This is a genomic window from Crossiella sp. NPDC003009 (genome assembly GCF_053591555.1).
Map to the genome: position 1 here is coordinate 45,789 of NZ_JBSFUA010000010.1, position 25,899 is coordinate 71,687.

Sequence of the window (25,899 nt, forward strand, 5' to 3'; positions counted from 1 at the left end):
TTCAGAGTTCGCTGTCGGTGCCGTCACCGAAGGCGAGGCGTTCGAGTTCGGCGAGGATCTTCTCCTCCACCAGCTCAGCCAGTCCGGCGACCGTGCGGGCGGTCAGCACGTCCTTGGGCGTGAGGGTGAGGTCGAAGGCGTCCTTGGTCTTGGCGGTGATCTGCAGGCTGCGCACGGAGTCGCCACCGAGGTCGAAGAAGCTGTCCTCGATGCCGACCCGGTCCAGGCCGAGCACCTCGGCCCAGATCTCGGCGAGCACCTGCTCGGTCTCGGTCTCCGGCGCGACGTAGCCGGTCTGCCCGACCAATCCGGCGGTCGGCGCGGGCAGCGCGCGGCGGTCGAGCTTTCCGTTGGGTGTCAACGGCAGCGCGTCCAGGGTGACGAAGGCGGCAGGCACCATGTAGTCGGGCAGCCGCCCGGCCAACCTCGCCCGCAGCTCCGGCACGCTCGGGATCTCCCCCACCAGGTAGGCGACCAGGCGCTTGGCCCCGTCGTCCTCCCTGGCGATGACCACCGCCTCGGTGACGCCGTCCTGTTGGCGCAGCAGGGTTTCGATCTCGCCGGGCTCGATCCGGAAACCGCGGATCTTGACCTGCTGGTCGGCCCGGCCGAGGAACTCCAGCTGCCCGTCCGCGCGCCAGCGGGCCAGGTCGCCGGTGCGGTACATCCGCTCGCCGGGTGCGCCGAACGGATTGGGCGGGAAGCGGTCCGCGGTCAGGCCGGGCCGGTTCAGGTACCCGCGGGCCAGGCCCCCGCCGGCGACGTACAGCTCACCGGGCACACCGACCGGGACGGGGTTGAGGTCGGCGTCGAGCAGGTGCACCCTGGTGTTGCGGATCGGCCGGCCGATCGGCGGATTCCCGCCAGGGGTCAGCGGATCGCTCCACGTGGTGACCACAGTGGACTCGGTCGGACCATAAGAGTTGATCATCCGGCGGCCGGGCGCCCACCGGTCGACCAGCTCCGCGGTGCAGGCGTCGCCACCGACGACCACGGTCCGGAAGTCCGGCAGCGCGACGCCGTCCGGGATGGTGGCCAGCGCCACCGGCGGGATCAGCGCGTGCGTGACCCGGTGCTCGTCCAGCACCTCGGCCAGGTGCTCGCCGAGCAGTGAGCCTTCCGGCGGCACCACCAGCGCGGCACCGGCGGGCAGCGACATGCAGAGTTCGAGCACCGAGGCGTCGAAGCTGGGTGAGGAGAACTGGAGCACCCGGTCACCTGGATTCACTTGGTAGTGCTCGATTTCGGCGGCGGAGAAGCTGGCCAGTCCGGCATGCGTGACCACCACACCCTTGGGCTTGCCGGTGGAGCCGGAGGTGTAGATGACGTAGGCGGGGTGTTCCGGGCGCAGCGGCGCGATCCGGTCCGCGTCGGCCGGGGCGTGCGTGCTCGTGCCCTGCTCGGCCAGGAACTCCTGGTCGATCACCAGCACCGGCTTGGCGTCGGTGAGCATGAACTCGATGCGCTCCGGCGGGTAGTTCGGATCCACCGGCAGGTAGGCGCCACCGGCCTTGAGCACCGCGAGCTGGGCGATGACGATCTCCACCGAGCGCGGCAGCCGCAGCGCGACGATGGTCTCCGGGCCGACGCCGAGCCCGATCAGCCGGTGCGCCAACCGGTTCGCCCGCTGTTCCAGGCCGGCGAAGGTGATCTCACCGTCGCCGACGATCAGCGCGGCCGCGTCCGGGGTCCGCTCGACCTGGGCCTGGAACAGTTCCGGGAACACCGTCGGCGCGGTGTCGTGCGCGGTGTTGTTCCAGGCGGCCAGCTGCTCGCGTTCGGCAGCGCCGAGGATGTCCAAGCGGGCCAACGGTTCCGCGTTGTCGGCGGCAAGACCGCGCAGCACCTCGGTGAGGTGCCCGGCCATCCGCTCGATGGTGCCGGGCTCGAACAGGTCCGGGTCGTAGCCGAACTCCAGGTGGAACTGCTTGCCGGGCGAGACGACCAGGCTGATCGGGTAGTTGGTGGTCTCGATGGCTTCCAGCTCGCGGACGCCGAGGCCGTTGGCGGCGGCCACCTCGTCGTTGATCGGGTAGTTCTCGAAGACCACGATGCTGTCGAACAGCTCGGTGCCGCCCTCGACCTGGCTCCAGGACTGGAGCTGGGACAGGGCCACGAAGTCGAACCGCCGCGACTCGGCCTGCGCCGCCTGGAGCTCCTGCAGCCACTCGACCGGGTCGGCGGCCGGGTCGACGGTGAGCCGGACCGGCAGGGTGTTGATGAAGATGCCGGTGATGTCCTCGCCGCCGGGCAGATCCGCCGGACGGCCGGAAACCGTTGCGCCGAAACAGACATCGCGCTGCCCGCTGTACCGCGACAGCAGCAGGGCCCACGCGCCCTGCACCACCGCGTTGAGGGTGAGCCGGTGCCGCTTGGCGAACTCGTACAGCCTGCTCGCTTCGGTCTCCTGGAGCGCGAAGCCGGTCCAGGTGGAGGAGCGGGTGTTGTGACCGGCGGGCCTGGGCTGGTCCAGCGGCAGCGGGGTCGGGGTGTCGAACCCGGCGAGCACCTCCCGCCAGTACCGCTCGGCCTGGGTGTGGTCCTGGGCGTCGAGCCAGCGCAGGTACTCGGCGAACGGACGGCGGCTGGGCAACGGGTGCCCGGCGTGCGCGGCGAAGACGTCGGAGAGCACCTGGAAGACGCTCCAGCCGTCCAGCAGCACGTGGTGGAAGGTCCACACCACCTGCACCGAGCTCTCGGACAGCCTGGCCAGGGTGACCCGCAGCAGCGGTGCCTCGGTGAGGTCGAGCCCGGTGGCGCGGTCGCGCTCCAGCAGTTCGGCCAGCGCGGCCTTCCGGTCCTTTTCGGACAGTGCGGTCCAGTCCAGGTGGGTGACCGGCAGCTGAACCTTGGCCTGCACGATCTGGAGCGGAGCAGGCACGCCGGACCAGACGATCCGGCTGCGCAGCACCGGGGTGCGGTCCACCACCTGCTGCCAGGCGGCGGCCAGGCGGTGCGGGTCGGTGACGCCGTCGAGCACGAACTTGGCCTGCTCGAAGTAGACGCCCTGCTCCTGCTGGGACAACCCGTGGAAGACCATGCCGGCCTGCATCGGGGTCAGCGGGTAGATGTCCTCCACCTCGCCGTCGGCCAACCTGTCCACTGTGGACTGGTCCAGCTTGGCCAGCGGGAAGTCCGAGGGCGTGCGGCCACCCGCGCCGGGCTGGGCGCAGTGCGCGATGATCTCGCGCAGGGCCGCGCGCAGCCGGTCGGCGAGACTGCTGACGGTGGCTTCGGTGTGCAGGTTGGCGGAGTAGAACCAGGTGAGCTGGAGCCGTTTCTCCGCCACCGCCCCGACGATGTCGAACACCCGGTCCCGCTCGCCGCCGAGGCTGACATCGGACTGGATCCCGCTGCTGCCCCGGACGAGTCCGCCACCGGTGCCGGACTCGAACTGGCCGAGGTAGTTGAAGCTGACCGGCGCGGGCGCGGCAGCGGGCAGCCGATCGGTGAGCCACCGCAGCGCCCCGTACCCGAGCCCACGCCCGGGAATCGCCCGCAGCTGTTCCTTCACCGCCTTGAGAGTGGTCGACCACTCACAGTCCGGTGTGGACAGCGCGACCGGGAACATGGTGGTGAACCAGCCGACCGTTCGGGAGAGGTCCACCCCGGCGAACAGATCCTCGCGGCCGTGACCCTCCAGGTCGATCAGCAACCGGTCCCGCCCGGTCCACTCGGCGAACACCCGCCCGAGCGCGCTCAGCAGGACGTCGTTGATCTGGGTGCGGTAGACCGGCGGCACGTCCTGGAGCAGGGCGCGGGTGTCGGCCTCGTCCAGCTCGACGGTGACGGAGGCGGTGGAGGCGGTGGTGTTGGGACCGGTGGCGTCTCTTGGAATATTCGTTTCGAGGTTCGCGCTGGTCCAGTGCGCGAGCTCGTGGTCGAAGCCGCCGGCGCGGGCGTGCTCGGTCAGGCGGTGGGACCAGTCGCGGAAGGAGGTGGTCTTGCGTCCGATGTGGACGGTCTGGCCGTCGACGGCTTGACGGTAGGCGGTTTCGAGGTCTTCGAGCAGGATGCGCCAGGAGACGCCGTCGATGGCGAGGTGGTGGACGCAGAGGCGTAGTTGGGTGCCGGTGCGGTGGGCGCGGAGCAGGGGGGCGGGGCTGCTCAGGTCGAAGGCACCGAGGGAGTGAGTGGTCAACCACTCAGGTTCGGTGGCGGGCGTCGCGGGGGCTTCGGCGGTCCCGGCGTGGGGGCTGGCGGCGGTCGAGACGGTGGGGGTGGCGGCGGTCGCTGCCGTCCCGGCGGGGGCGACAGTTGCAGCGGTCGCAGCGGTCCCGGCGGAGGCGACAGTCGCAGCCGTCGCAGCGGTCCCGGCGGAGGCGACAGTCGCAGCCGTCGCAGCGGTCCCGGCGGAGGCGACAGTCGCAGCGGTCCCGGCGGAGGCGGCAGTCGTGGCCGTCGCGGCGGGAGCGGCAGTCGCAGCCGTCGCAGCGGTCCCGGCGGAGGCGACAGTTGCAGCCGTCCCGGCGGAGGTGGCAGTCGTGGCCGTCCCGGCAGTCGCGGCGGGAGCGGCGGGAGCGGCAGTCGCAGCCGCCGCAGCGGTCCCGGCGGCGGCGACAGTTGCAGCCGTCCCGGCGGAGGTGCCAGTCGCGGCGGTGAGATTGGCAGCGGTCGGAGCCTCAGCGGCGGCAGTCGAAGCAGTCGCGGCGCGGGTCGCGGCGGGCGTGGCTGCCTGGCCGTCGGGTGCCGGGGCCGCGTTGGCTGCTGCGACCGAGTTGTTGTGTTGCCGCCAGCCGCCTGCCTCGCGGGTGAAGCTCAACCGGAGCGCGTCGTGGTGCCGGATCAGCTCGGCCAGCGCGACCCGCAGCGCCGCCTCGTCCACCGCCGGGTCCAGTTCCAGCGTCATCGCCTGGTTGAAGTGCCCCGGCTCCGGTGCCCCGGCGAAGAACCAGTGCTGGATCGGGGTCAGCGGCACCTCGCCGACGACCTCGCCCTGTTCCGCGGTGTCCGGTTCGGCCTCGGCGACCAGCACCGCCAGCTCGGCGACCGTCTGGGCGCGGAACAGGTCCCTCGGCATCAGGCCCAGGCCTGCTTGGCGGGCGCGGGAGGTGACCTGGATGCTCAGGATCGAGTCGCCGCCCAGGGCGAAGAAGTTGTCCTGGGCGCCGACTCTGGGCAGGCCGAGGACTTCGGCCCAGACCTGGGCGAGGGTCTGCTCCGTCTCGGTGCGGGGGGCGACGTAGCCGGTTTGGGCCAGGGCGGCGAAGTCGGGGGCGGGCAGGGCGCGGCGGTCGAGTTTGCCGTTGCGGCTCAGGGGGAGGTGGTCGAGCAGCAGGAAGGCGGCCGGGACCATGTAGTCGGGGAGTTGCGCGGCCAGGGTGTCCTTGATCTTGACGGGGTCCAGGCCGGTGCCGACCAGGTAGGCGACCAGGCGCTTGACCCCCTGGTCGGTGCGGGCCAGGACCACGGCCTCGGCGACGCCGGGCTGGGTGGTCAGCAACGCTTCGATCTCGCCCAGCTCGATGCGGAAGCCGCGGATCTTGACCTGTTCGTCGGCCCGGCCCACGAACTCCAGCACGCCGTCGGCGGTCCAGCGCACCACGTCGCCGGTGCGGTACATCCGCGTCCCCGCCGGGCCGAAGGGGTTTGCCAGGAAGCGGTCGGCGGTCAGGGCGGGGCGGTTGAGGTAGCCGCGGGCCAGGCCCTCGCCTGCCAGGTGCAGCTCACCGGCGATGCCGGGCGGGACCGGGTTCAGGTCCGCGTCGAGCACGTAGGCCCGCATGTTGTCCTGCGGGCGGCCGATCGGGATCTGGGCCGGCACCTCGCTGCCCGCCGGAATGCGGTGGTGGGTGGCGAAGGTGGTGGTTTCGGTGGGGCCATATCCGTCCACAATGGACAGTCTAGGACAGGCGGCCAGCACCCGGCGGACCGCGCCGGCCGGGACCACGTCGCCGCCGGTCCAGACCTCGCGGACGCCGTGCAGGCAGTCCGGGGCGTCCTGGGCCAGCAGGCGGAACAGGCCCGCGGTGAGCCAGAGACCGGTGATGCCGTGCTCGGTGACCAGGCGGCGCAGGGTGTCCACGTCCAGGTCGCCGGCGGGGGCGACGATCACGCGGTCGCCGTTGAGCAGCGGCACCCACAGCTCGTAGGTGGCGGCGTCGAAGGCGGTGGGCGAGTGCAGCAGCACCCGCTCGTGCGCGCCGCCGCGGAAGCAGCGGTCGTGGGCCAGGGCGAGCACGTCCCGGTGCCGGACCGCCACGCCCTTGGGGGTGCCGGTTGAGCCCGAGGTGTACATGACGTAGGCGAGGTTCTCGCCGTCGACCGTGACCGCGGGGGGCTCGACCGGGCCGTCCAGCGGCTCGTCGATGCGGGCCGTGTGTCCACTGTGGACCTCGTCGGCAGTCGACGCCCAGTGCCGGTCGGTGAGCAGGATGGTGGCGCCGGACTCGGCGAGCACCAGGCGGAGGCGGTCGGCGGGGGCGCGCAGGTCGAGTGGGACGTAGGCGCCGCCTGCCTTGACGATGGCCAGTTCGGCCACGACCAGGTCCGGGGAGCGCTCGGCGAGCAGACCGACCGGCTGGTCGGGACGCAGGCCGAGGTCGAGCAGGCGGTGGGCCAGGCGGTTGGCCCTGGCTTCCAGGTCGGCGTAGGTGAGGTGGCCGCCGTCGAAGGCCAGTGCGACGGTCTGCGGGGTGCGGGTGGCCTGGGCGGTGAACAGCTCGCCGAGAGAGCCGGCAGGCAGCTCGGTGCCGGTGTCGTTCCAGGTTTCCAGGACGCGGTGGCGTTCGGCCTCGGTGAGCACCGGCAGCTGGGCCGGGGTGCGCTCCGGGTCGCGGGCGATGCCGGAAAGCAGCAAGGCCAAGCGGTCGGCCATGGCCTGCACGGTGTCCGCGTCGAACAGCTCGGGGTCGTAGTCCAGGGCGAAGGAGAGTTGCTCGCCGGGTGAGACGACCACGCTGAGCGGGTAGTTGGTCGGCTCCTCGTCGCGGGACTCGGCCATGGTCAGGCCGGTGGCGGCGATCGCGGCCGGATCGAACGGGTAGTTCTCGAACACCACGATGCTGTCGAACAGGCCGGTGCCGCCGGGCAGGTTCAGCCAGCCCTGCAGCTGGGCCAGCGAGACGAAGTCGAACCGCCGGGACTCCGCCTGCGCCGCCTGCAGCTCGCGCAGCCAGGGCAGCAGCGGCTGTCCACTGTGGACGTCGACCCTGGTGGGGATGGTGTTGATGAACAGGCCCACCATCGACTCCACCCCGGTCAGCTCGGCCGGGCGGCCGGAGACGGTGGTGCCGAAGACGACCTCGGACTCACCGCTGTACCGGGACAGCAGCAGGCCCCAGGCCCCCTGGAAGACGGTGTTGAGGGTGAGGCCGCCGTGCTGGGCCACCTCGCGCAGCCGCGCGGTGTCCGAGCTGGTCAGCTGGGCCCGGACGGTCCCGGAAGACGCGGCGCGGTGCGCCTCCCGGGACTGCCGGTCGAACGGCAACGGCGTAGGAGTGCTGAAGCCGTCGAGTGCCTGCCGCCAGTACTCGGCGGCCTGGTCGGCGTCCTGCTGGGCGAGCCAGTCGAGGTAGTCGCGGAACGGCCTGCGGGACACCGGTTCCAGGGCAGCGCCGCCAGTGAGCGCGGCGTAGCGGGCGCACACCTCGCCGAAGGTCTGCGCGGCGCTCCAGCCGTCCAGCAGCACGTGGTGGAAGGTCCAGACGAGCAGGACCTCGTGGTCCGACAAGGTGATCACCGCGATGCGCAGTAGCGGCGCGGTGGTCAGGTCGAAGCCCTGGGCGCGGTCCTCATCGAGCAGCTCGCGCAGTGCGGTCTCGGTGTCGGTCCGCCCGGTCCAGTCGAGCAGGCGGGTGGGAACCGTGACGGTGCTGGGCACGACCTGAAGAGGCTCGGTGACGCCCTCCCAGACGATCCGGCTGCGCAGCACCGGGTTGTGGTCCACGGTCTGCTGCCAGGCTGCGGCGAAGGCGGCCGGGTCGGTGACGCCGGTGAGTCGCAGCTGCACCTGGTTGAAGTAGGCGGTGCTCGCCTCGCCCATCAGGCTGTGGAACACCATGCCTGCCTGCATCGGGGTCAGCGGGTAGATGTCGGCGACTTCGGTGCCGTCGCCGACCAGTGTGTCCACTTCGGACTGGGAGATTCGGGCCAGCGGGAAGTCCGACGGCGTGCGGCCACCCGCTCCGGGCTCGGCGCAGTGCGCGACCAGCTCGCGCAACGCGGTGGCGAAACGCTCGGCGAGGTGGCGGATGGTGGTCTCGGTGTGGCAGCCCTCGGCGTAGGCGAAGGTGAAGGTCAGCCGCCGGGACTCGACGCTGCCGATGACGTCAAGCAGGTGCGGGCGCTGGTTGGCCGGACCGGCCTCGCCGCCGAGGCCCTCGGGCAGTCCGGCGATCAGGCCATCCGTCTCTTGTGGACGGTCGAACTGGCCGAGGTAGTTGAAGCTGACCAGCGGCGCGGGCTGGGCGGGCAACCGGTCGGTGAGGTGGCGCAGCACGCCGTAGCCGAGGCCGCGGCGCGGGATCGCGCGCAGCTGCTCCTTGACCGCCTTGAGCGCCTCGCCCCAGCCCAGGCCGCGGTGGCCGGGCAGGGCGATCGGGAACATGGTGGTGAACCAGCCGACCGTGCGGGACAGGTCGATGTCGCCGCCGAGGTCCTCCCGGCCGTGGCCCTCCAGGTCGAGCAGCACCCGGTCCCGGCCGGCCCACTCCCCCAGCACCCGGCCGAGCGCGGTGAGCAACACGTCGTTGACCTGGGTGCGGTAGACCGGCGGCACGTCCTGGAGCAGCGCGCGGGTGGTCCCCTCGTCCAGCTCGACGGTCAGGTTCCGGCCGCCGGCCACGGTGTTCTCGCCGGTGCCGTCGACCGGGATGGCCGGGTCGGCGGTGATGCCGGTCCAGTAGGGCAGTTCCGCGTCGAACTCGCCGTCCTGGGCCAGTGCGGTCAGCTTCCGGGCGAAGTCGCGGAAGGAGGTGGTCTTGGCCGCGAGCCGGACCGGGTTGCCCGCGCGCAGCTGGCGGTAGGCGGTGTCCAGGTCCTCCAGCAGGATGCGCCAGGACACGCCGTCGACCAGCAGGTGGTGCACGGCCAGGAACAGCTGGTTGTCGGCCAGCAGCACGGCCTTGAGCAGCGGCCCGTGTTCGAGGTCGAACCCGGTGTGGTCCGCCGCGCCGCCGAGCTGGAGCAGAGTGGCCGGGGCCTCGGCGTGCTGCTGCCTACCCCCGGTGAAGCGCAGGCGGAGCGCGTCGTGCTGGCGCACCAGCGCGCACAGCGCCTGGTCGAGCAGCTCCGGGTCGGGGCGCTCGGTCAGGTCGAGCAGCACGGACTGGTTGAAGTGCGCCGGGTCCGCGGTCTGGGTGGCGAAGAACCAGTGCTGGATCGGGGTGAGCGGGGCGTCCCCGGTGACTGGGCCCTGCTCGATGACCGGCTGGGTGGTCTCGGTGGCGGTGGCGGCCAGTCCGGCGACCGTGGGCGTGCGGAACAGGTCCCGTGGCATCAGGCCGATGCCGGCCTGGCGGGCGCGGGAGACGACCTGGATGCTGACGATCGAGTCGCCGCCCAGCTCGAAGAAGTTGTCCTCCACACCGACCCTGGGCAGGCTGAGCACGGCGGCGAAGATCTCGGTCAGCGCCCGCTCGGTCTCGGTGCGCGGCGCCACGTACCCGGCGGCGGCGACCAGGCCCCAGTCCGGGGTGGGCAGCGCCTTGCGGTCGACCTTCCCGTTGGCGTTCAACGGAAGCGCGGGCAGCGGCACGAACACCGAGGGCACCAGGTAGTCCGGCACCGACTTGGCCAGGAACTCGCGCAGCTCGGCCGCGCCGGGCACCGGGTGGTTCTCCGCCGGCACCAGGTAGGCGACCAGGCGCTTGCGGCGGGACTCGTCCAGCAGCACCGCGGAGACCACCTGGCCGAGGTGCTCGTGCCGCAGCAGGGCGTTGTCCACCTCGCTCAGCTCGATCCGGAAGCCGCGGATCTTCACCTGGTCGTCGGTGCGGCCCAGGAACTCGATCTCGCCGTGGTGGTTCCAGCGCACGGTGTCGCCGGTGCGGTACATGCGCTCGCCGGGCGCGCCGAACGGGTCGGCCACGAAGCAGGCCGAGGTCAGGCCGGGACGCCCGAAGTAGCCGCGGGCCACCCCGGCGCCCGCGATGTGCAGCTCACCGGGAACACCGGCGGGCACCGGGCGCAGGGTGCGGTCGAGCACGTAGACCCGCATGTTGTCCAGGGCCCGGCCGATCGGCAGCAGCTCCGGCACCGCGTCAGCAGCTGGGAGGTCGTGGTGGGTGGCGAAGGTGGTGGTCTCGGTGGGGCCGTAGGCGTCCACGACGAGCAGGCCGGGGCAGGCGGCCAGCACCCGGCGCACCGACTCGGCGAGCACCACCTCGCCGCCGGTCCACACCTCGCGGGCGCCGCTGAAGCAGCCCGGATCCTCCTGTGCCACCAGCCGGAACAGGCCCGCGGTGAGCCAGAGGCCGGTGACCCCGTGCTCGGTGATCATGCGCCGGAGGACCAGCGCGTCCACGTCGCCGTCAGGGGCCACCACGGTGCTGCCGCCGCTGAGCAGCGGGGCCCACAGCTCGTACGTGGACGCGTCGAAGGCCAGCGGGGAGTGCATGAGCACCCGCTGGTGCCCGCCGTGGTGGAAGCGGCGGTGCGTGGCCAGGGCGAGAATGTCCCGGTGGCACACCGCGACGCCCTTGGGGATTCCGGTGGAGCCGGAGGTGTGCATGATGTAGGCCAGGTTGTCCGGCCGCACGTGCGGCAGTACCGCGCCGGACTCGGGGTGCGGCCGGTCGGCGCGCAGGATGTGTCCACTGTGGACTTGCTCGGCGGTGGCGGCCCAGGTCTGGTCGGTGAGCAGCACGGACACGCCGGTCTCGGTGAGCAGGCGGCGCAGGCGGGCAGCGGGGGCACGCACGTCCAGCGGCACGTAGGCCCCGCCCGCCTTGAGAATGGCCAGTTCGGCCACGACCACGGCGGCTGAGCGGGCCATCAGCAGGCCGACCGGCTGCTCCACGCCGACACCCAGTTCGACCAGGTGCCTGGCCAGCGCGGTAGCGCGCCCGTCGAGTTCGAGGTAGCTGAGGTTGCCGTCGTCGGTGATCACCGCAGTGGCCTGCGGGGTGCGCTCGACCTGTGCGGCAAAGGCTTCCGGGACGGAACCGCCGGGCAGTTCGGTCGCGGTGTCGTTCCACTCGAACAGCACCCGCTGCCGCTCGGCCTCGGTGAGCATCGGCAGCGCGGCCACCGGGTTGTCCGCGTACGCCGGGAATCCGGCCAGCAGGGTGAGCAGGTGCTCAGCCAGCCGGTCCGCGGTGGCGGCGTCGAAGTGCGCCGGGTCGTAGCCGAGGCTGACCGCGAGCTCGTGGTGCGGGTAGGCGACCAGGGTGAGCGGGTAGTTGGTGGTCTCCACCCCGCGCAGCTCACGCAGGCCGAGGCCGTGCGCGGCGGCCGCGTCGTCGTCGAAGGGGTAGTTCTCGAAGACCACGATGCTGTCGAACAGGTTCGACCGCTCGGGCAGGTCGGTGCAGGCGCGCAGCCGGGGCAGCGGCAGGTAGTCGTGGCGACGGGCCGCGGACTGGGTGTCCTGGATCCCGCGCAGCCACTCGGACAGCGTCTGTCCACTGTGGACCTGGACCCTGGTGGGCAGGGTGTTGATGAAGATGCCGGTGATGTCCTCGACCCCGGCCAGGTCGGCGGGGCGACCGGAGACGGTGGCGCCGAAGAGCACGTCGTCCTGGCCGCTGTGCCGGGCCAGCAGCAGCGCCCAGGCGCCCTGGACCAGGGTGTTCAGCGTGAGGCCGTGCCGCTGGGCGAGGGTGCGCAGCGCGCCGGTGGTCGCCGCGTCCAGCGAGCGGAGCACGGTGGCGGTGGACTCCTGGTGCCCGCCGCCCGTGGGCTGCCGGTCGTAGGGCAGCGCGGTGGGCTCGCTGATCCCGGCCAGCGCGGACCGCCAGTGCGCCAAGGCTTCCCGGGGGTCCTGGCGGTCGATCCAGCGCAGGTAGTCGCCGAAGGGGCGACGGGTGGGCAGCGGCTGGCCGGCGTGGGCGGCGAAGACGTCGTTGAGGACCTGGAAGACGCTCCAGCCGTCGAGCAGCACGTGGTGGAAGGTCCACACCACCCGCAGCTCGGTGTCGCTGATCCTGGCCAGCACGATCCGTTGCAGCGGCGGCTCATCGAGCGCGATGCCGGCGGCCCGGTCCTCGGTGAGCAGCGCGTCCAGCTCGGCCTGGCGCCGCGCTTCGGTGAGCTCGCGCCAGTCCAGGTGCCGGACCGGGACCCGGACCTGGGTACGCACCACCTGCACCGGTTCGGGCACGCCCTGCCAGACGATGTGGCTGCGCAGCACCGGCAGCCGGTCGCTGACCTGCTGCCAGGCCTCGGCCAGCCGCCGCGGATCGGGGATGCCGTCCAGGCGGAAGGTGAGCTGCTGGAAGTAGACGCCGGTGTCGCCCTGGGCCAGGCGGTGGAACACCATGCCGGCCTGGGTCGGGGTGAGCGGGTAGATGTCCTCCACGTCCCGGCCATCCCCGGCCAACATGTCCACAGTGGACTGGTCGAGGCGGGTCAGCGGGAAGTCGGACGGGGTGCGGCCACCGGCGCCGGGCCGGGCGCAGTGGTCGATGATCTCGCCGAGCGCGGTGAGCAGCTCCTCGGCCAGGCGGCGGACGGTGGCCTCGGTGTGCCGGTCGGTGGAGTAGAACCAGCTGAACTCCAGGAACTTGCGGTCCACCCGGCCGACCACGTCCAGCAGGTGCGGGCGGGTGGCGGCCGGATCGGCGTCCAGGGCCAGCTCGCTGTGCAGCCCGTCGAACAGCGCGGTGGCCGGCGCGTCGAAGGCGCCGAGGTAGTTGAAGCTGATCTGCGGGCTCGGCGGACCGGCCAGCCGGTCGGTGAGCCGGTGCAGCGCGCCGTAGGACAGGCCGCGGTGCGGCAGCGCGCGCAGCTGCTCCTTGACCCCCTTGAGCGTGGCCGCCCACTCGTTGTCCGGTGTGGACAGAGCGACCGGGAACATGGTGGTGAACCAGCCGACCGTGCGGGAGATGTCCAGGTCCGCGAACAGCTCCTCGCGGCCGTGGCCCTCCAGGTCGATGAGCACCCGGTCCTGTCCGGTCCACCGGGTGAGCACCCGGCTGAGTGCGCTGAGCAGCACGTCGTTGACCTGGGTGCGGTAGACCGGCGGCACGTCCTGGAGCAGCGCGCGGGTCCGCGCCTCGTCCAGCCGCACGGTCACCACCTCGGTGCTGGCCACGGTGTTCGGGCCGGTGCGCTCGACCGGGAGGTCGGTCCGGCCGTCGATCGCGGACCAGTACTCGGCATCGGCGTCGAAGCCACCGGCGGCGGTGTGCTCGCTGAGGCGGATCGCCCAGTCCCGGAACGAGGTGGTCTTCGCCTCCAGCCGGATCCGCTCGCCGCGAACGGCCTGCTCGTAACCAGCGGCCAGGTCCTCCAGCAGGATGCGCCAGGACACACCGTCGACCACGAGGTGGTGCACGGCCAGGAACAGTCCGCGCCGGCCGTCCGGCAGGTCGCGGATCTCCGCGCGCAGCAGGGAGTCCCCGTCCAGGGTGAGCGGCCCGCCGGCGACCGCGGTGTCCCCGACCGGCGCGTTGTGCTGCTGCCAGCCGGATTCGGTGCGCCGGTAGCGCATGCGGAGGGCGTCGTGCTGTTCGACCAGCGCGGACAGGGCCGCCTGCAAAGCACGGTCGTCGATGCCCTCGGCGAGGGCCAGGGTGAGGTGCTGGGCGAAGTGCTCCGGCCGCTCGGGCTGGATCTCGAACAGCCAGTGCTGGATCGGGGTCAGCGGCGTCTCACCGGTGACCGGGCCCTGCCCGATCCGGCGGGTGGCCACCGCGGTGACCTGCGGGGCCAGCGCGGCGATGGTCTGGTGCAGGAACACCTCGCGCGAGGTGAGGTGCAGTCCGGCGGCACGGGCCTTGGCCACCACCTGGATGCTCAGGATCGAGTCGCCGCCGTGGGCGAAGAAGTTGTCGGTCACGCCGATCCGGTCCAGGCCGAGCACCTCGGCCCAGATGTCGGCGAGCACCCGCTCGGTGGCGTTGCCGGGGGCCACGTACTCGCCACCGGCGACCGCGGCCCAGTCCGGCGCGGGCAGCGCACGACGGTCCAGCTTTCCGTTGGGGTTCAACGGGAGCCGGTCGAGCTGGAGCACCGCGGCCGGCACCATGTACTCGGGCAGCCCGCTGCCGACGAAGGCGCGCAGCTCGGCGGAGTCCACCGCGGTCTCGGCCACCACGTAGCCGACCAGGCGCTGGTGCCCGCCGTCGGTGCGGGCCACCGCTACCGCCTCGATGACCGCCGGGTGCCGCAGCAGCGCGGCCTCCACCTCGCCGAGCTCGATCCGGAAGCCGCGGATCTTGACCTGGTCATCGGCCCGGCCCAGGTACTCGATGTCGCCGTCGGCGTTCCAGCGCACCACGTCCCCGGTGCGGTACATGCGTTCGCCGGGCGCGCCGTAGGGGTTGGCGATGAACCGGTCGGCGCTCAGGCCGGGCCGGTGCAGGTAGCCGCGGGCCAGGCCGCGCCCGGCCAGGTACAGCTCGCCGGGTACCCCGATCGGCACCGGACGCAGGTTTCCGTCGAGCACGTAGGTCTGGATGTTGCTGACCGGCTTGCCGATCGGCGGCGTACTCAGCTGCTCGCTGCCGTCGGAGTACCAGGCGGTGGCGTAGACGGTGGCCTCGGTCGGGCCGTAGATGTTGGCGATCCGCCCGCCCGGCAGTGCGGCCTGGATCTCCCTGGTGGCGTGCGCGGACAGGCCCTCACCGGCCAGCACCACGTGCTCGGCGGAGACGGTCACCGCGCCCTGCGCCAGCACCTGGGCCAGTGCCGAGGGCACCGCGCTGACCAGGCTGGCCCGCCACGGTTCGGCCCGCTCCTCCCCCAGTGCCAGCACATTCGCGACCACCTCGATGCGGCCGCCCAGCACCAGCGGGCAGAAGATCTCGAACACCGAGACGTCGAAGTTGAGCGAGGTGGAGGCGACCACCGAGGACAGCGCGGCCGGGCCGAAGTCGCGGGCGGCCCAGGCGGTCAGGTCGGCCAGGCTCTCGTGCGCGATCACCACGCCCTTGGGGCGGCCGGTGGAGCCGGAGGTGTAGATGCTGTAGGCGGCGTGCGCCGGATCCAGCGGGAGCAGGCGGTCCGCATCGGTGATGTCCACATCGGACAGTGCGGTCAGCTCGTCCGCGATCCGGTCCAGCTCCTCGGCGGTGAGCACCAGGATCGGGTTGGCGTCGGCGAGCATGAACTCGATCCGGTCGGCCGGGTAGGCCGGGTCGATCGGCAGGTAGGCCGCGCCGGACTTCAGGATGGCCAGCAGCGCGACGATGGTCTGCTCGGTGCGCGGCATGGCGATGCCGACGAACCGCTCCGGCCCGGCGCCCTGGCCGATCAGCCAGCGGGCCAGCCGGTTCGCCCGCCGGTTCAGCTCGGCGTAGGTCAGCTCGCGGCCGGCGTGGGTGACCGCGACCGCCTCCGGGGTGCGCGCGGCCTGGCCGGCGAACAGCTCCGGGTACAGCGCGGGGTCAACCTTCAGCGCGGTGTCGTTCCAGCCGCGCAGCACCTGCTGCCGTTCGGCATCGGTGAGCAGCGGCAGCTCGCCGAGCGGGGCCTCCGGGCTGGCCAGGATGCCGTTGAGCAGGACTTCCAGGTGCTCGGTGAGCCTGGCGATGGTGCTGCTGTCGAACAGGTCGGTGTTGTACTCCACCGCCACGGTCAGCCCGTCGGCGCGCGGCCAGAACTCGCACACCAGGTCGAACCGGGACCGTGGGCGCGGCAGGTCCTGCTCGGCCAGGCGCAGCTCACCGATGGCGCGGGGCCGCACGATCGCGTTCTGCAGCACCACCAGGGCCTGCACCAGCGGGGTGCGGCTGGCATCCCGGTCCAGGCGCAGCTCCTCCACCAGGCGGTCGAACGGGGCGTCCTCGTGCGCGAAACCGGCCAGCACGGTCTCCCGCACCTGGGCCAGGAACTCGGTGAACGGCAGCTTACTGTCCACTGTGGACCGCAGCACCACGGTGTTGACCAGGAACCCGGCCAGGCGTTCCAGCTCGGCGCGGTTGCGGCCGGAGGTGGCGGTGCCGACCGCGATGTCGGACCGGTTGCTGTAACGGGCGAAGAGCACCTGCACCGCGGCGGTGAGCAGCATGAACAGCGTGACCCCTCGCTCACGGCCCGCCGAGGTGAGCTTGTCGACCAAGGTGGCCGGCAGCAGGTGGCGGTGCACCGCGCCGGGGTTGGTGCGCACCGGCGGGCGCGGGCGGTCGGTGGGCAGCTGCAACGGCTCCACCCCGGCCAGCCGCTCCCGCCAGTAGGCCAGCTGACCGGCCAGTTCCGGGCTGCTGAGCCGGTCCTGCTGCCAGGCCGCGTAGTCGGCGTAGCGCACCGGCAGCTCGGGCAGCCGCGGCTCCCGGTGCTCGGTGGCGGCCCTGTACAGCTCGGCCAGCTCCTCCACCAGCAGCGCCACCGAGGCGCCGTCGGTGACGATGTGGTGCTGGCACAGCAGCAACACCTGGTCCTCGGCGGCCAGCCGGACCAGCAGGGCGCGGGTGAGCGGGCCGCGGCGCAGGTCGAAGGGCCGGTCCAGCTCCTCGGCCAGCACCGCGTCCAGGGTCGCCGGATCGGCCTCGGCGGTGGCCAGCGGGATGACGCCGGTGGCGGCCACGACCTGTTCGGGCACGCCGCCGGACTCGGTGAAGGTGGTGCGCAGCGACTCGTGCCGGGCGGCCAGGGCATCCAGGGCGCGGCGCAGCGCGTCGGCGTCCAGCGGACCGGTCAGGCGCAGGCCGACCCCGGTGTTGTACTCGGTGCCGCCGGTCAGGTTGTCCAGCACCCACATCCGGTGCTGCGCCGAGGACAGCGGCAGCGGCCGGCCCACCGGCGCCGCCGGGATCATGGCACCGTCCACAGTGGACGGCTCGGGCAGCGCGGCGGCCAGCTCGCGGATGGAGCTGGTCTCGAACAGCAGCCGAGGGGACAGCTCGACGTCGAAGGCGGTCCTGATCCGGGCCAGCGCGCGGAAGGCCAGCACCGAGTCGCCGCCGAGGGCGAAGAAGTCGTCGGTGACCCCGATCTCGGGCAGGCCCAGCACCTCGGCCCAGATCCCGGCCAGCACCCGCTCGGTCCCGGTGCGCGGCGGGATCGCGGACTCCCCGCCGGGCAGCGGCCCGGTCGGCGCGGGCAGCAGGTTGCGGTCGAGCTTGCCGTTGGGGCTCAACGGGAGCGTGGCCAGCACCAGCAGCACGGCGGGGACCATGTGCGCGGGCAGCGTCTCGGCCAGCACGGTACGCAGGTGCGCCGGGTCCGGCTCCTGCCCCTTGGCCGGGACGATGTAGCCGATGAGCCGCTTGAGGCCCTGGTCCTCGCGGGCCACCACCACGGCCTCGGCCACCGTGGGCTGCTGCCGGAGCAGGCTCTCGATCTCGCCCGGCTCGATCCGGAAGCCGCGGATCTTGACCTGGTCGTCGGCCCGGCCGCGGAACTCCAGGTCACCGGCCTCGGTCCAGCGCACCAGGTCGCCGGTGCGGTACATCCGCTCGCCCGGCGCGCCGAACGGGTTGGGCGGGAAGCGGTCCGCGGTCAGGCCGGGCCGGTTCAGGTAGCCGCGGGCCAGCCCGATGCCCGCGAGGTACAGCTCGCCGTCAGTCCCGGCCGACACCGGGTTGAGCGACTCGTCCAGCACATAGGCCCTGGTGTTCCGGATCGGGCGGCCGATCGGCGGGATGCCGCCGGGCGTCAGCGGATCGCTCCAGGTGGCGACCACGGTGGACTCGGTAGGACCGTAGGAGTTGATCATGCGACGGCCGGGCGCCCACCGGTTGACCAGCTCGGCGGTGCAGGCGTCGCCACCCACGATCACGGTGCGGAAGTCCGGCAGCGCAACGCCTTCCGGGATGGTGGCCAGGGCCACCGGCGGGATCAGCGCGTGCGTGATGCGGCGCTCGGCGAGCACCTCGGCCAGGTGGTCGCCGAGCAGCGGGCCGGGCGGCGGCACCACCAGCGTCGCCCCGGCAGGCAGCGACATGCACAGCTCCAGCACCGAGGCGTCGAAGCTGGGCGAGGAGAACTGGAGCACCCGGTCACCCGGATTGACCTGGTAGTGCTCGATTTCCGCTGCCGAGAAGCCGGCCAGCCCAGCATGCGTGACCACCACGCCCTTGGGCTTTCCGGTGGAGCCGGAGGTGTAGATGACGTAGGCCGGATGGTCGAAGGCCAACGGGCACAGGCGGTCCGCGTCGGTCGGCGCGGTGTCCGGCAGGTCCTCCGGGGTGGCGGCCAGGAAGTCCTCGTCGATTACCAGCGCGGGCGCGGCGTCGGCCAGCATCAGCCGGATCCGCTCGGCCGGGTAGGCCGGGTCGACCGGCAGGTAGGCGCCGCCGGCCTTGAGCACCGCCAGCTGCGCCACCACGATGTCCACCGAGCGCGGCAGCAGCAGCGCCACGATCCGCTCCGGCCCGACCCCGAGCCCGATCAGCCGATGGGCCAACCGGTTCGCCCGGTGCTCCAGCTCGGCGAAGGACACCGGGCCCTCGTCGTCAACCAGCGCGGGCGCCTGCGGGGTGCGGGCGGCCTGGTCCTCGACGAGCTGCGGCAGGGTCGCCTGCCTGACCGCACACGCCACACCGGTCGACTCAGTCGCGGTGAGTGACGACGGCAGGGCGTGAGCGGGCAGGGACACCTCGCGTGCGGACATGAACTCAAAACCTTTCAGGCGCGGCAAAAACCACGCCAGCAGACGGCGTATGCTGGGGCAGGGCGGAACTGCGGTGAAGCGGGCCGGATCGCGCCGCTAACAGCGGTTGCTACCGACCTCACGCCGGGCCAGTCGGCCGGAAACCTGAATTCGATCGAGGACTCCGGTCACCGGGTCGCGAAGAAAACGACCAGGGTGCACGAGTTGTCCCGATTCCCAGTCCTGCTGGGCGAACATGAGCCCTTCGTGCGGGGTGAGCCTGGCGACGATCTCGCCGTCGATGGCCAGTCGCAGCGTGGCGTCCTCGGCCGGGGTGACGGTGTACTCGGTGTCGCCGTTGCGGTAGCTGCCGAAGATCTCCGGCGGCACGGTGGCCCGCTGCCCCGGCACCTCCAGCCGGTAGCTGCCCACCTCGATGCCTGCCCCGGCCAGCTCCTCCACCAGTTCCGCCCACAGGCCGATACCGGTGTTGCCGTTGCTGGTGAAGGCGATCGCCTGGCCGCTGTCGGCGTTGACCCGCAGGTGCGCGTCGGTGCCGTCGGCGTTGCCGTCGTGACCCACCCACTCCCGCACGCCCTCACGCCAGACGCCGAAGCCGAGGCCCCAGCCGTCGGCCAGGCCGATCGGATCGGCTCCCGGCTGGATGCGGCGCATCTCCGCGGCCAGCTCGGCTGGCAGCAGTTCGGGCAGTCCGGTGGTCTCCGGATCCAGTTGCAACAGACCAAAACGGAGCAGGTCGGCGGCACTGATCGCGAGCGCGCCGGCCGGCGCCTCGCCCAGCACGAGTGACTGCACCACCGGCCTGGTGCGCCCGTGCGAGGTGTTGACCGCGTGCCCGCTGGCGACGTTCGCCGAGGTCAGCGGGTTGGGCGCGACCACGAACGACGGCCTGATGCCCAACGGGCGGAGCAGGATCGACTCGATCGCCTCCCACCAGCTCATGCCGGTGACCTCTTCGATGAGCCGTCCGACGACGGCGTAGCCGAGGTTGGAGTAGGAGAACCCGGCACCCGCGGGCAGCACCAGTTCGGGGGTGCGGCAGTGCTCGGAGACATAGCGGCGCAGGGACATCGTGGCAGCGACGGCCGAGTCCGGGCCGGAGGCCAGTCCGCTGGTGTGGCTGAGCAGCTGGCGCAAGGTCAGTGGAGCGCCCAGTTCGGGCAGATGTTCGGTGGCCTCGGTATCGAGCTCGAGGTCATCGTCGGCCACCAGCAGCATCGCCAGCGTGGCGGTGAATGCCTTGGTGACCGAGCCGATCGGGAAGGCGGTGGCCGGATTTACCGGCTGTCCCCCACCGTAGCGCAGTTCGCCGGCCTGGGCAGTGTGGGTTTCCCCGTTGACGTGCACGGCGAGCTGAGCGCCGGGGACCTGGTGCTTGCGAACCAGGGTGGACAGGGTGCGGGACAGCCACTCGGCCTCAATGGTGACTTGTGCCACGCAGGCGTCGCGGTATGACGACATGGAACGACAGACCCCTCATCGGTGACATGACTCATCGGGCCGCGACTCCCGAAGGCAGATCAAACGCATAACGGGGGCAAGAATGCAACACGACCCCCCGTGGTCAATACCGCCAGACGGACTAGCGACCGCCAGGCGACAAGAGACCCGGCACACATGGGCCAACTATCAGTAAATAAATTGGGCCGAGAAGCACAATAGAACGAAACAAGATTGAGCCAAGCGGGTGCGTTTAGGTCCCTTTTTCGGGGACAAAGCGGTAACTCTCCGAAGTCAGAACCACCCAGAGTGACGGTCATCTCGCCCGATCATGTTCCTCTCTAGGTAAGGGCCTGTGACTGTGACGATCGCGGCACGGTTTCCGGTTAACGCACTGATTTCGATCTGTACTGAAGCAACAGGCCTCAACGACACTTGATTAGCGATTGACCTGGGCATTGCCGCCAGACGGGCTGGCGGCATCATTCCCGGATGGCCGGTCGGTTCGAGGGCGTGCAGGCGGGGACCAGCCACGGTGGCGTGCACTTCAACCAGGTCCCGCAGCAGGCAGGCGGGCCGCGGCGGTACGGCGTGGTGCCGTCCAGGGTGGACTGCTTCCAGGACCGGGCGGTCGCCGGCAGGCTGACCGGGACCAGCGTGCTGTCCGGACTCGGCGGCGTGGGCAAGACCCAGCTCGCCGCGCACTACGCGGAGTCCATGGCGGACCGGGTCGCCCTGCTGGTCTGGATCACCGCGACCTCCCGGCAGGCGGTACTGGCCGACTACGCGATGATCATCGCCGACCTGACCGGCTACGAGTCCGCCGACCCGCTGTTGCCCGCCAAGCGTTTCCTGTCCTTACCTGGCGAACTCACTGGAGTCGTGGCGCACACCTGAGGCCCGTCGGTCCAGCTGACCGATGAGCTCGACCCGGCGGGACCGGCGAAACCCTTGCTGGAACTGGCGAGTGTGCTGGATGCCAACGGAAATCCGCCGCGGTGTTCACCAGCGAAGCCGTTTGCACCTACCTGGATTGGGTCCGGTAGGTCAGTTCTCGCAACCGGGCCCGCACCCTGGCCAGTCCCTCGGCGGTCGGCTCGATCAGCACCCGTCGCCGGTCGCCGGGATCCGGCACGCGGACCACGCACCCGGCCGTCGTCAGCCGGTCGATCATCCGGGAGACCGACCCGGAGGTCAGGCCGACGTGCGCGGCGAGACCGGTGGCGGTGTTGGGGCCGTGTTGGTTGAGGGCGTGCAGGCAGTCCAGGTCGGTGAGGGTGACGCCCGTGTCGGCGGCGATCTCGGCGTTCAGCTGGGCGGTGGTGTTGCCCCAGTCCGGGAGGGCGGCCAGGACCTGTTGAGCAGCTTTGCCCATGCGCTTCTTGAGGATGCCGTGGCGGCGCAGTACGCGGTACTGCCCGCGGCGGCGCGGGACAGCGATGTGGTGGCGGGGTGCGGGGCGGTGCTGGTGGCGGCGCGGTCGGTGGCCGAGCTGGCCGGGATCGGTTACGTGCACGCCGAGTTCTGCCCGGCCGCGTTGCCGTGCTCGCGGCTCGCGCCCGCGCCGTGGCCGGGGTGGCCGCGCGAGACGGGTGACCCCGATCAGCTGTGGGCGGCGGACGCGCGGCGCTGGAACGAGGTCCGGGGGCCTGCGCTCAACGCGCACCGGGTTGCCGCTGGGCTGGCTCCGGTGGCGGCGGTGCGCGAGCACGTGCTGACCGAGCAGCCGTTGCTGGCCGCCGACCCCCTCCTGGCACCGGGTCCTCCCGCGGCCCGCCAGATGGGCGCCTGGCTGTTGCCGGATGAGCGGGCGTTACCGGCCGACGTTGAATCCTTTATCCGGGCGGGCGAGCCGCCGATCTACTTCGGGCTGGGCAGCTACTCCGGGGTCGACGGCGCGGACGCCGGGCCGGCGATGGTGGCGGTGGGGCGGCGGGCGATCATTTCCTGTGGCTGGGCGGGGTTGGCGGGGCCGGGAGGTGCCGCCGACTGCCTGGTGATCGGCGAGGCCAACCACCGGGGTCCTGTTCGAGCAGGTGGCCGCCGTGGTGCACCACGGCGGCGCGGGCGCCACCAGCACCGCTGCCCGGGCCGGGGCGCCGCAGGTCGTGCTGCCTCAGCACTACGACCAGCACTACTGGGCCGGGCGGGTCGAGGCGCTCTGGATCGGCGCGGCGACCCCGGACCTGCGATCACTGGACGTCGCGCTGAGCCGGGCGCTGTGTCCGGAAATTGCCAGCCAGGCCCGCGAGGTGGGCGCCGACGGTGCGCGGAAGGCCGCGCAACTCGTGTTGACAAGGAGTACGCACGTTACCTGTAGATAAAAAGTTTGAAGCGAATACAAATGTGAATACACAAACGTGATACACTCACAAAAAAGTTTAGCGTTCACCCAGGAAAAAGCGTCGCGACCGGGGAGGCCAGGGAGAACGAGACCCGCAGACCATCGGAACACAAAAGATGTCCACCGCCAAGTCGGCGAACTTGTACTCCGATCAGGGTGACACCCGATGTCATCCACCGCCATCGACCTCGGGAATGCGATGAACACTCAGCTCCAGGTACACCACCTGACGCACACCAGCACCCGTGAATTCAAGGTCTACCTCATCGATCCGGAGCCGGTCGTGGCCCAGGGGCTGCGCGCCGCGTTCTGGGACCAGTCCGACATCTACCTCTCCGGGTGGGCAGGCAGCTGGGAGCAGGCCGCCAGGGGTATCGCGGTCGAGACCCCGGACGTGCTGCTGGTCGAGATCGCCGCCACGGGTCCTACCGGAGACGGAGTCGAGGTCATCCGCAAGGCGGCCAGGGTGTTCCCCCGTATCCCCTTGCTGGCCTTCTCCAATGACCGGAACCAGGTGGTCAGGGCGCTGGAGGCGGGGGCGCGCGGGTTCGTGCTCAAGTCCTCCGGCAGTGCGGAGCTGATCAACGCGGTGCGCGGCGCCGGCAACGGCGGCACCCCGATCTCCACCTCGCTGCTGCCGCAGCTGGTGGCCAGGGTGCGTGACGGCGGCAGCACGCCGAGGCTGTCCGCGCGGGAGCTCCAGGTGCTGCGGCTGGTGGCCACCGGGAATCGCACCGGGGAGATCGCGCAGCGGTTGTCGGTGACCGAACCGACGGTGAAAACGTACTTGCAGCGCATGTTCACCAAACTCAAGGTCAGCGACCGCGGTGGCGCGGTAGTGGCAGCGCGAGCGGCGGGGCTGCTCCCTTAAGCGAAATACCGGCAAAACGGCGGCCTGGGCCGCTCCGGCGGCAAAACCGCACGAAGCGACCCAGGACACGAAGCGTCATGCGCGCTGTGCGTCCCTTTTCATGGAGAAACTGGCCGCCAGCAGCGCGACACCGATCACCGCGACCACCACGTTGGCCGCGGGCTGGTACTCACTGAAGGTCCTCATCAGGAACCAGTCCTTCCCGTTGACCTGACGGGAGATGAAGGACCCCACCCCGTTCACCAGGGCGATCCACCCGAAAACCTCCAGCGTGACGCGCATGTCCACTCCCCTGCTCCGCGACCCGTGACCGAGCCGCTGGACTTCCCTGCATTGCCTGCTCAACGCTAGGCAGCGGGGGCATGCGCCCGAGTCCACAGCGAGGCGGATCCGGCCATCACCTGCCAGTCGTAGGAACCGGGCTCAGGCGTCCTGCTTGCGCAGCACCTCGAAGATGCTGGCGAACCCGTTCTGGCCGTACCCGGCGTCCACCGCGCGGCGGAAGATCGTCGCGACCGTGGCCGGCAGCGCGGTGTCCACGCCGGAGTCCCGCGCGGTCTCCAGCACGTGCTCGGCGCTGGCGGTGTTCATCAGCAAGGACGCGTCCGCGCCGGGGTAGTCGCGGGCGTCGACCTCCTTCGAGGTCTCCTCCATGAAGATCGGCCCGATGTCGGCGGCGTTGCGCGCGTAGGGCAGGTACTCCATCGCGCTGATCCCGTTGGCCTTGGCCATGGCCAGCGCCTGCACGTGCGCGGTCATGTTGGTCCAGAAGATGGTGGCCATGAGCTGGTAGTACAGCGGGGCCAGGCCCTGGTCCTCGCCGCGGTAGTCCGCCGCGGTGATGACCTCCAGGGTCTCCCGGTGCGCCTCGAACAACTCCTTGGGGCCGCTGTAGAAGCTGGCCGCGCCCTCGGTCGCGATCAGGTACGGCGGCACCTGCACGCCGCCGGTCAGGTAGGCCGCGCCGTGCCCGATGGCCCATTCGGCCGCGGCCCTGGACTTCGCGGGCGTGTCGGAGCTGAGGTTGATCAGCACCACGCCGTCCAGGGCGTCGGTGGCCTGTTCCAGGATCGCGTACATCGCGGTGTGCTCGGTGAGGCTGAGGATCACCGGTCCGCCGGCCTTGAGCGCCGCGGCCACCGTCTCCGCGCGCACCGCGCCCTTGGCCACCAGCGCGTCGGCCTTGCTCGCGGTTCGGTTCCACACCGTCACCTGGTAGCCGCGGTCCAGGTAAGCCGCGGCCATGGCCTGCCCCATCGGCCCCAGACCCACGATCGTCACTGCCTTCCCCACAGGGATTCCCTCCTCTAGAACGAACGCTCTACTTAGTGATCGAACCGTAGCACACACTAGAACGAACGCTCTACTTAGTAGGATGGGGCGGTGACTGAGGCACTGGGCACCCGCGACCGGATCGTGCACACCACGTCGAAGCTGATGCAGCGACAGGGGTACGAGGGCACCGGCATCAAGCAGATCGCCAGGGAGGCCAGCGCCACGCTGGGCTCGGTATACCACTTCTTCCCCGGCGGCAAGCAGGAGCTGGCGGTGGCCGCGGTCCGGCACGCGGACGAGGAGTTCGCCGAGATGCTCACCGAGATCCTGGGCGCGCACGAGGATCCGGCCGAGGCGGTGTACCAGGTGGCCGCGATGAACGGGACCTACCTGCGGGACTCCGGCTGGGAGGAGGGCTGCCCGGTCACCGCGACCGCGCTGGAGACCGCGGGCCGGGTGCCGGAGATCCAGCGGGCCTGCGCGGAGACCTTCGCGAACTGGGAGCGGCTGGTCTTCGAGAAGCTGAAGTCCAGCGGCTACCGCGAAAAACTGGCCCGGGAACTGGCCGGCACGGTGATCAACGCGCTCAGCGGCGCGGAGGTCTCAGCCCAGGTCACCCGCAGCGTGGAACCGCTGGAGACCACCGGCCGCCACCTCAAGCGTCTGATCGAGTCCTACCGCTAGGTCTGACGGCTCAGGCGTCGGCGAAGTTGGCCAGGCTGTGCACGGCTTCCCACAGCCAGCGGGCGTGGTCGTAGCGCGGGCGCAGGTCGGCTGGGGGTTCGGGCAGCTCGTCGTGCAGCAGGACCTCGGGCACCCAGGTGACCGCGTAGGCCACCCGCAGGTTGAACAGCACCGCGTTCCAGTGCCGCAGCGTCTCCGGGTTGTCGTGCAACACGATCGGCGCGCCGTCGACGGGCAGCACGTTGATCGCGTGGTCCACGCCCTGGCGCAGCCAGCAGAGGAAGTCGGGCTCCCACAGCAGTCTGGCTTCCTCGGGCAGGTCCTCCTCCAGGTTCATCCGGAGCAGGAACTCCAGCGCGGGTTCGTTGCTGGGGCCGGTGGGCAGGGGCAGGCCGAGCTCGGCGCCGAGCGGGTAGTCGGTGGTGTACTGCGCGGTCCGCCAGTCGATCAGCGCGGCGAACTCGGTCAGCCGCTGACGTAGCCATTCGACCTGGTCAGCCCCGCAGTACCCGATTATCGTGCTGTCGACCCGGTCCCAGAAGATCACCACTTGTCCCTCGTTCGCGTGGGTCCCCACCCCATGTTCATTCATACACCTGGCCGCCGTTCGTCGGTTCCGCGGCCACT

At 71.3% G+C, this 25,899-nt stretch carries 10 protein-coding genes; 4 read left to right on the forward strand and 6 right to left on the reverse strand.

All coding sequences use genetic code 11. The features are described 5' to 3' along the window. Nucleotide 1 precedes the first annotated feature (1 nt). Both ACWDY5_RS13765 and ACWDY5_RS13770 read right to left on the reverse strand, forming a co-directional pair. Nucleotides 2-18,658 (reverse strand): non-ribosomal peptide synthase/polyketide synthase, encoded by an 18,657-nt coding sequence (locus ACWDY5_RS13765; RefSeq protein ID WP_449722556.1) that lies wholly within the window; start codon nucleotides 18,656-18,658, stop codon nucleotides 2-4. A 96-nt stretch (nucleotides 18,659-18,754) separates the two neighbouring features. Continuing rightward, nucleotides 18,755-20,119: a serine hydrolase domain-containing protein gene (locus ACWDY5_RS13770; protein ID WP_449722557.1), complete on the reverse strand. Its 1,365-nt coding sequence runs from the start codon at nucleotides 20,117-20,119 to the stop codon at nucleotides 18,755-18,757. Between the two features lie 471 nt (nucleotides 20,120-20,590). Between ACWDY5_RS13770 and ACWDY5_RS13775 the strand changes: the two genes are divergently transcribed. Next, entirely contained in the window at nucleotides 20,591-20,995 is a 405-nt protein-coding gene (locus tag ACWDY5_RS13775) for a hypothetical protein (protein WP_449722558.1), read from the forward strand. Nucleotides 20,996-21,122: 127 nt separating this feature from the next. On the opposite strand, the gene ACWDY5_RS13780 is transcribed toward ACWDY5_RS13775, so the two are convergent. After that, nucleotides 21,123-21,614 (reverse strand): MarR family winged helix-turn-helix transcriptional regulator, encoded by a 492-nt coding sequence (locus ACWDY5_RS13780; RefSeq protein ID WP_449722559.1) that lies wholly within the window; start codon nucleotides 21,612-21,614, stop codon nucleotides 21,123-21,125. 508 nt (nucleotides 21,615-22,122) lie between these two features. On the opposite strand from ACWDY5_RS13780, the gene ACWDY5_RS13785 reads away from it, so the two are divergent. Further along, nucleotides 22,123-22,422, forward strand: a complete 300-nt coding sequence (locus tag ACWDY5_RS13785) for a glycosyltransferase (protein ID WP_449722669.1) — start codon at nucleotides 22,123-22,125, stop codon at nucleotides 22,420-22,422. Nucleotides 22,423-22,608: 186 nt separating this feature from the next. Further along, on the forward strand, nucleotides 22,609-23,313 hold the full coding sequence (locus ACWDY5_RS13790; protein ID WP_449722560.1) for a response regulator transcription factor: 705 nt from the start codon (nucleotides 22,609-22,611) through the stop codon (nucleotides 23,311-23,313). Nucleotides 23,314-23,388: 75 nt separating this feature from the next. Here the strand turns inward: ACWDY5_RS13790 and ACWDY5_RS13795 are convergent, their stop codons facing one another. Continuing rightward, entirely contained in the window at nucleotides 23,389-23,595 is a 207-nt protein-coding gene (locus ACWDY5_RS13795; protein WP_449722561.1) for a hypothetical protein, read from the reverse strand. 141 nt (nucleotides 23,596-23,736) lie between these two features. After that, nucleotides 23,737-24,594, reverse strand: a complete 858-nt coding sequence (locus tag ACWDY5_RS13800) for an NAD(P)-dependent oxidoreductase (RefSeq protein ID WP_449722562.1) — start codon at nucleotides 24,592-24,594, stop codon at nucleotides 23,737-23,739. A 102-nt stretch (nucleotides 24,595-24,696) separates the two neighbouring features. On the opposite strand from ACWDY5_RS13800, the gene ACWDY5_RS13805 reads away from it, so the two are divergent. Next, nucleotides 24,697-25,272, forward strand: a complete 576-nt coding sequence (locus ACWDY5_RS13805; RefSeq protein WP_449722563.1) for a TetR/AcrR family transcriptional regulator — start codon at nucleotides 24,697-24,699, stop codon at nucleotides 25,270-25,272. A gap of 10 nt (nucleotides 25,273-25,282) precedes the next feature. Here ACWDY5_RS13805 and ACWDY5_RS13810 read toward each other — a convergent pair whose 3' ends face one another. After that, nucleotides 25,283-25,819 carry a DUF2017 family protein gene (locus ACWDY5_RS13810; protein WP_252478938.1) on the reverse strand — a complete coding sequence of 179 codons (537 nt, stop codon included), beginning with the start codon at nucleotides 25,817-25,819 and terminating at the stop codon, nucleotides 25,283-25,285. Between the last annotated feature and the right edge of the window lie 80 nt (nucleotides 25,820-25,899).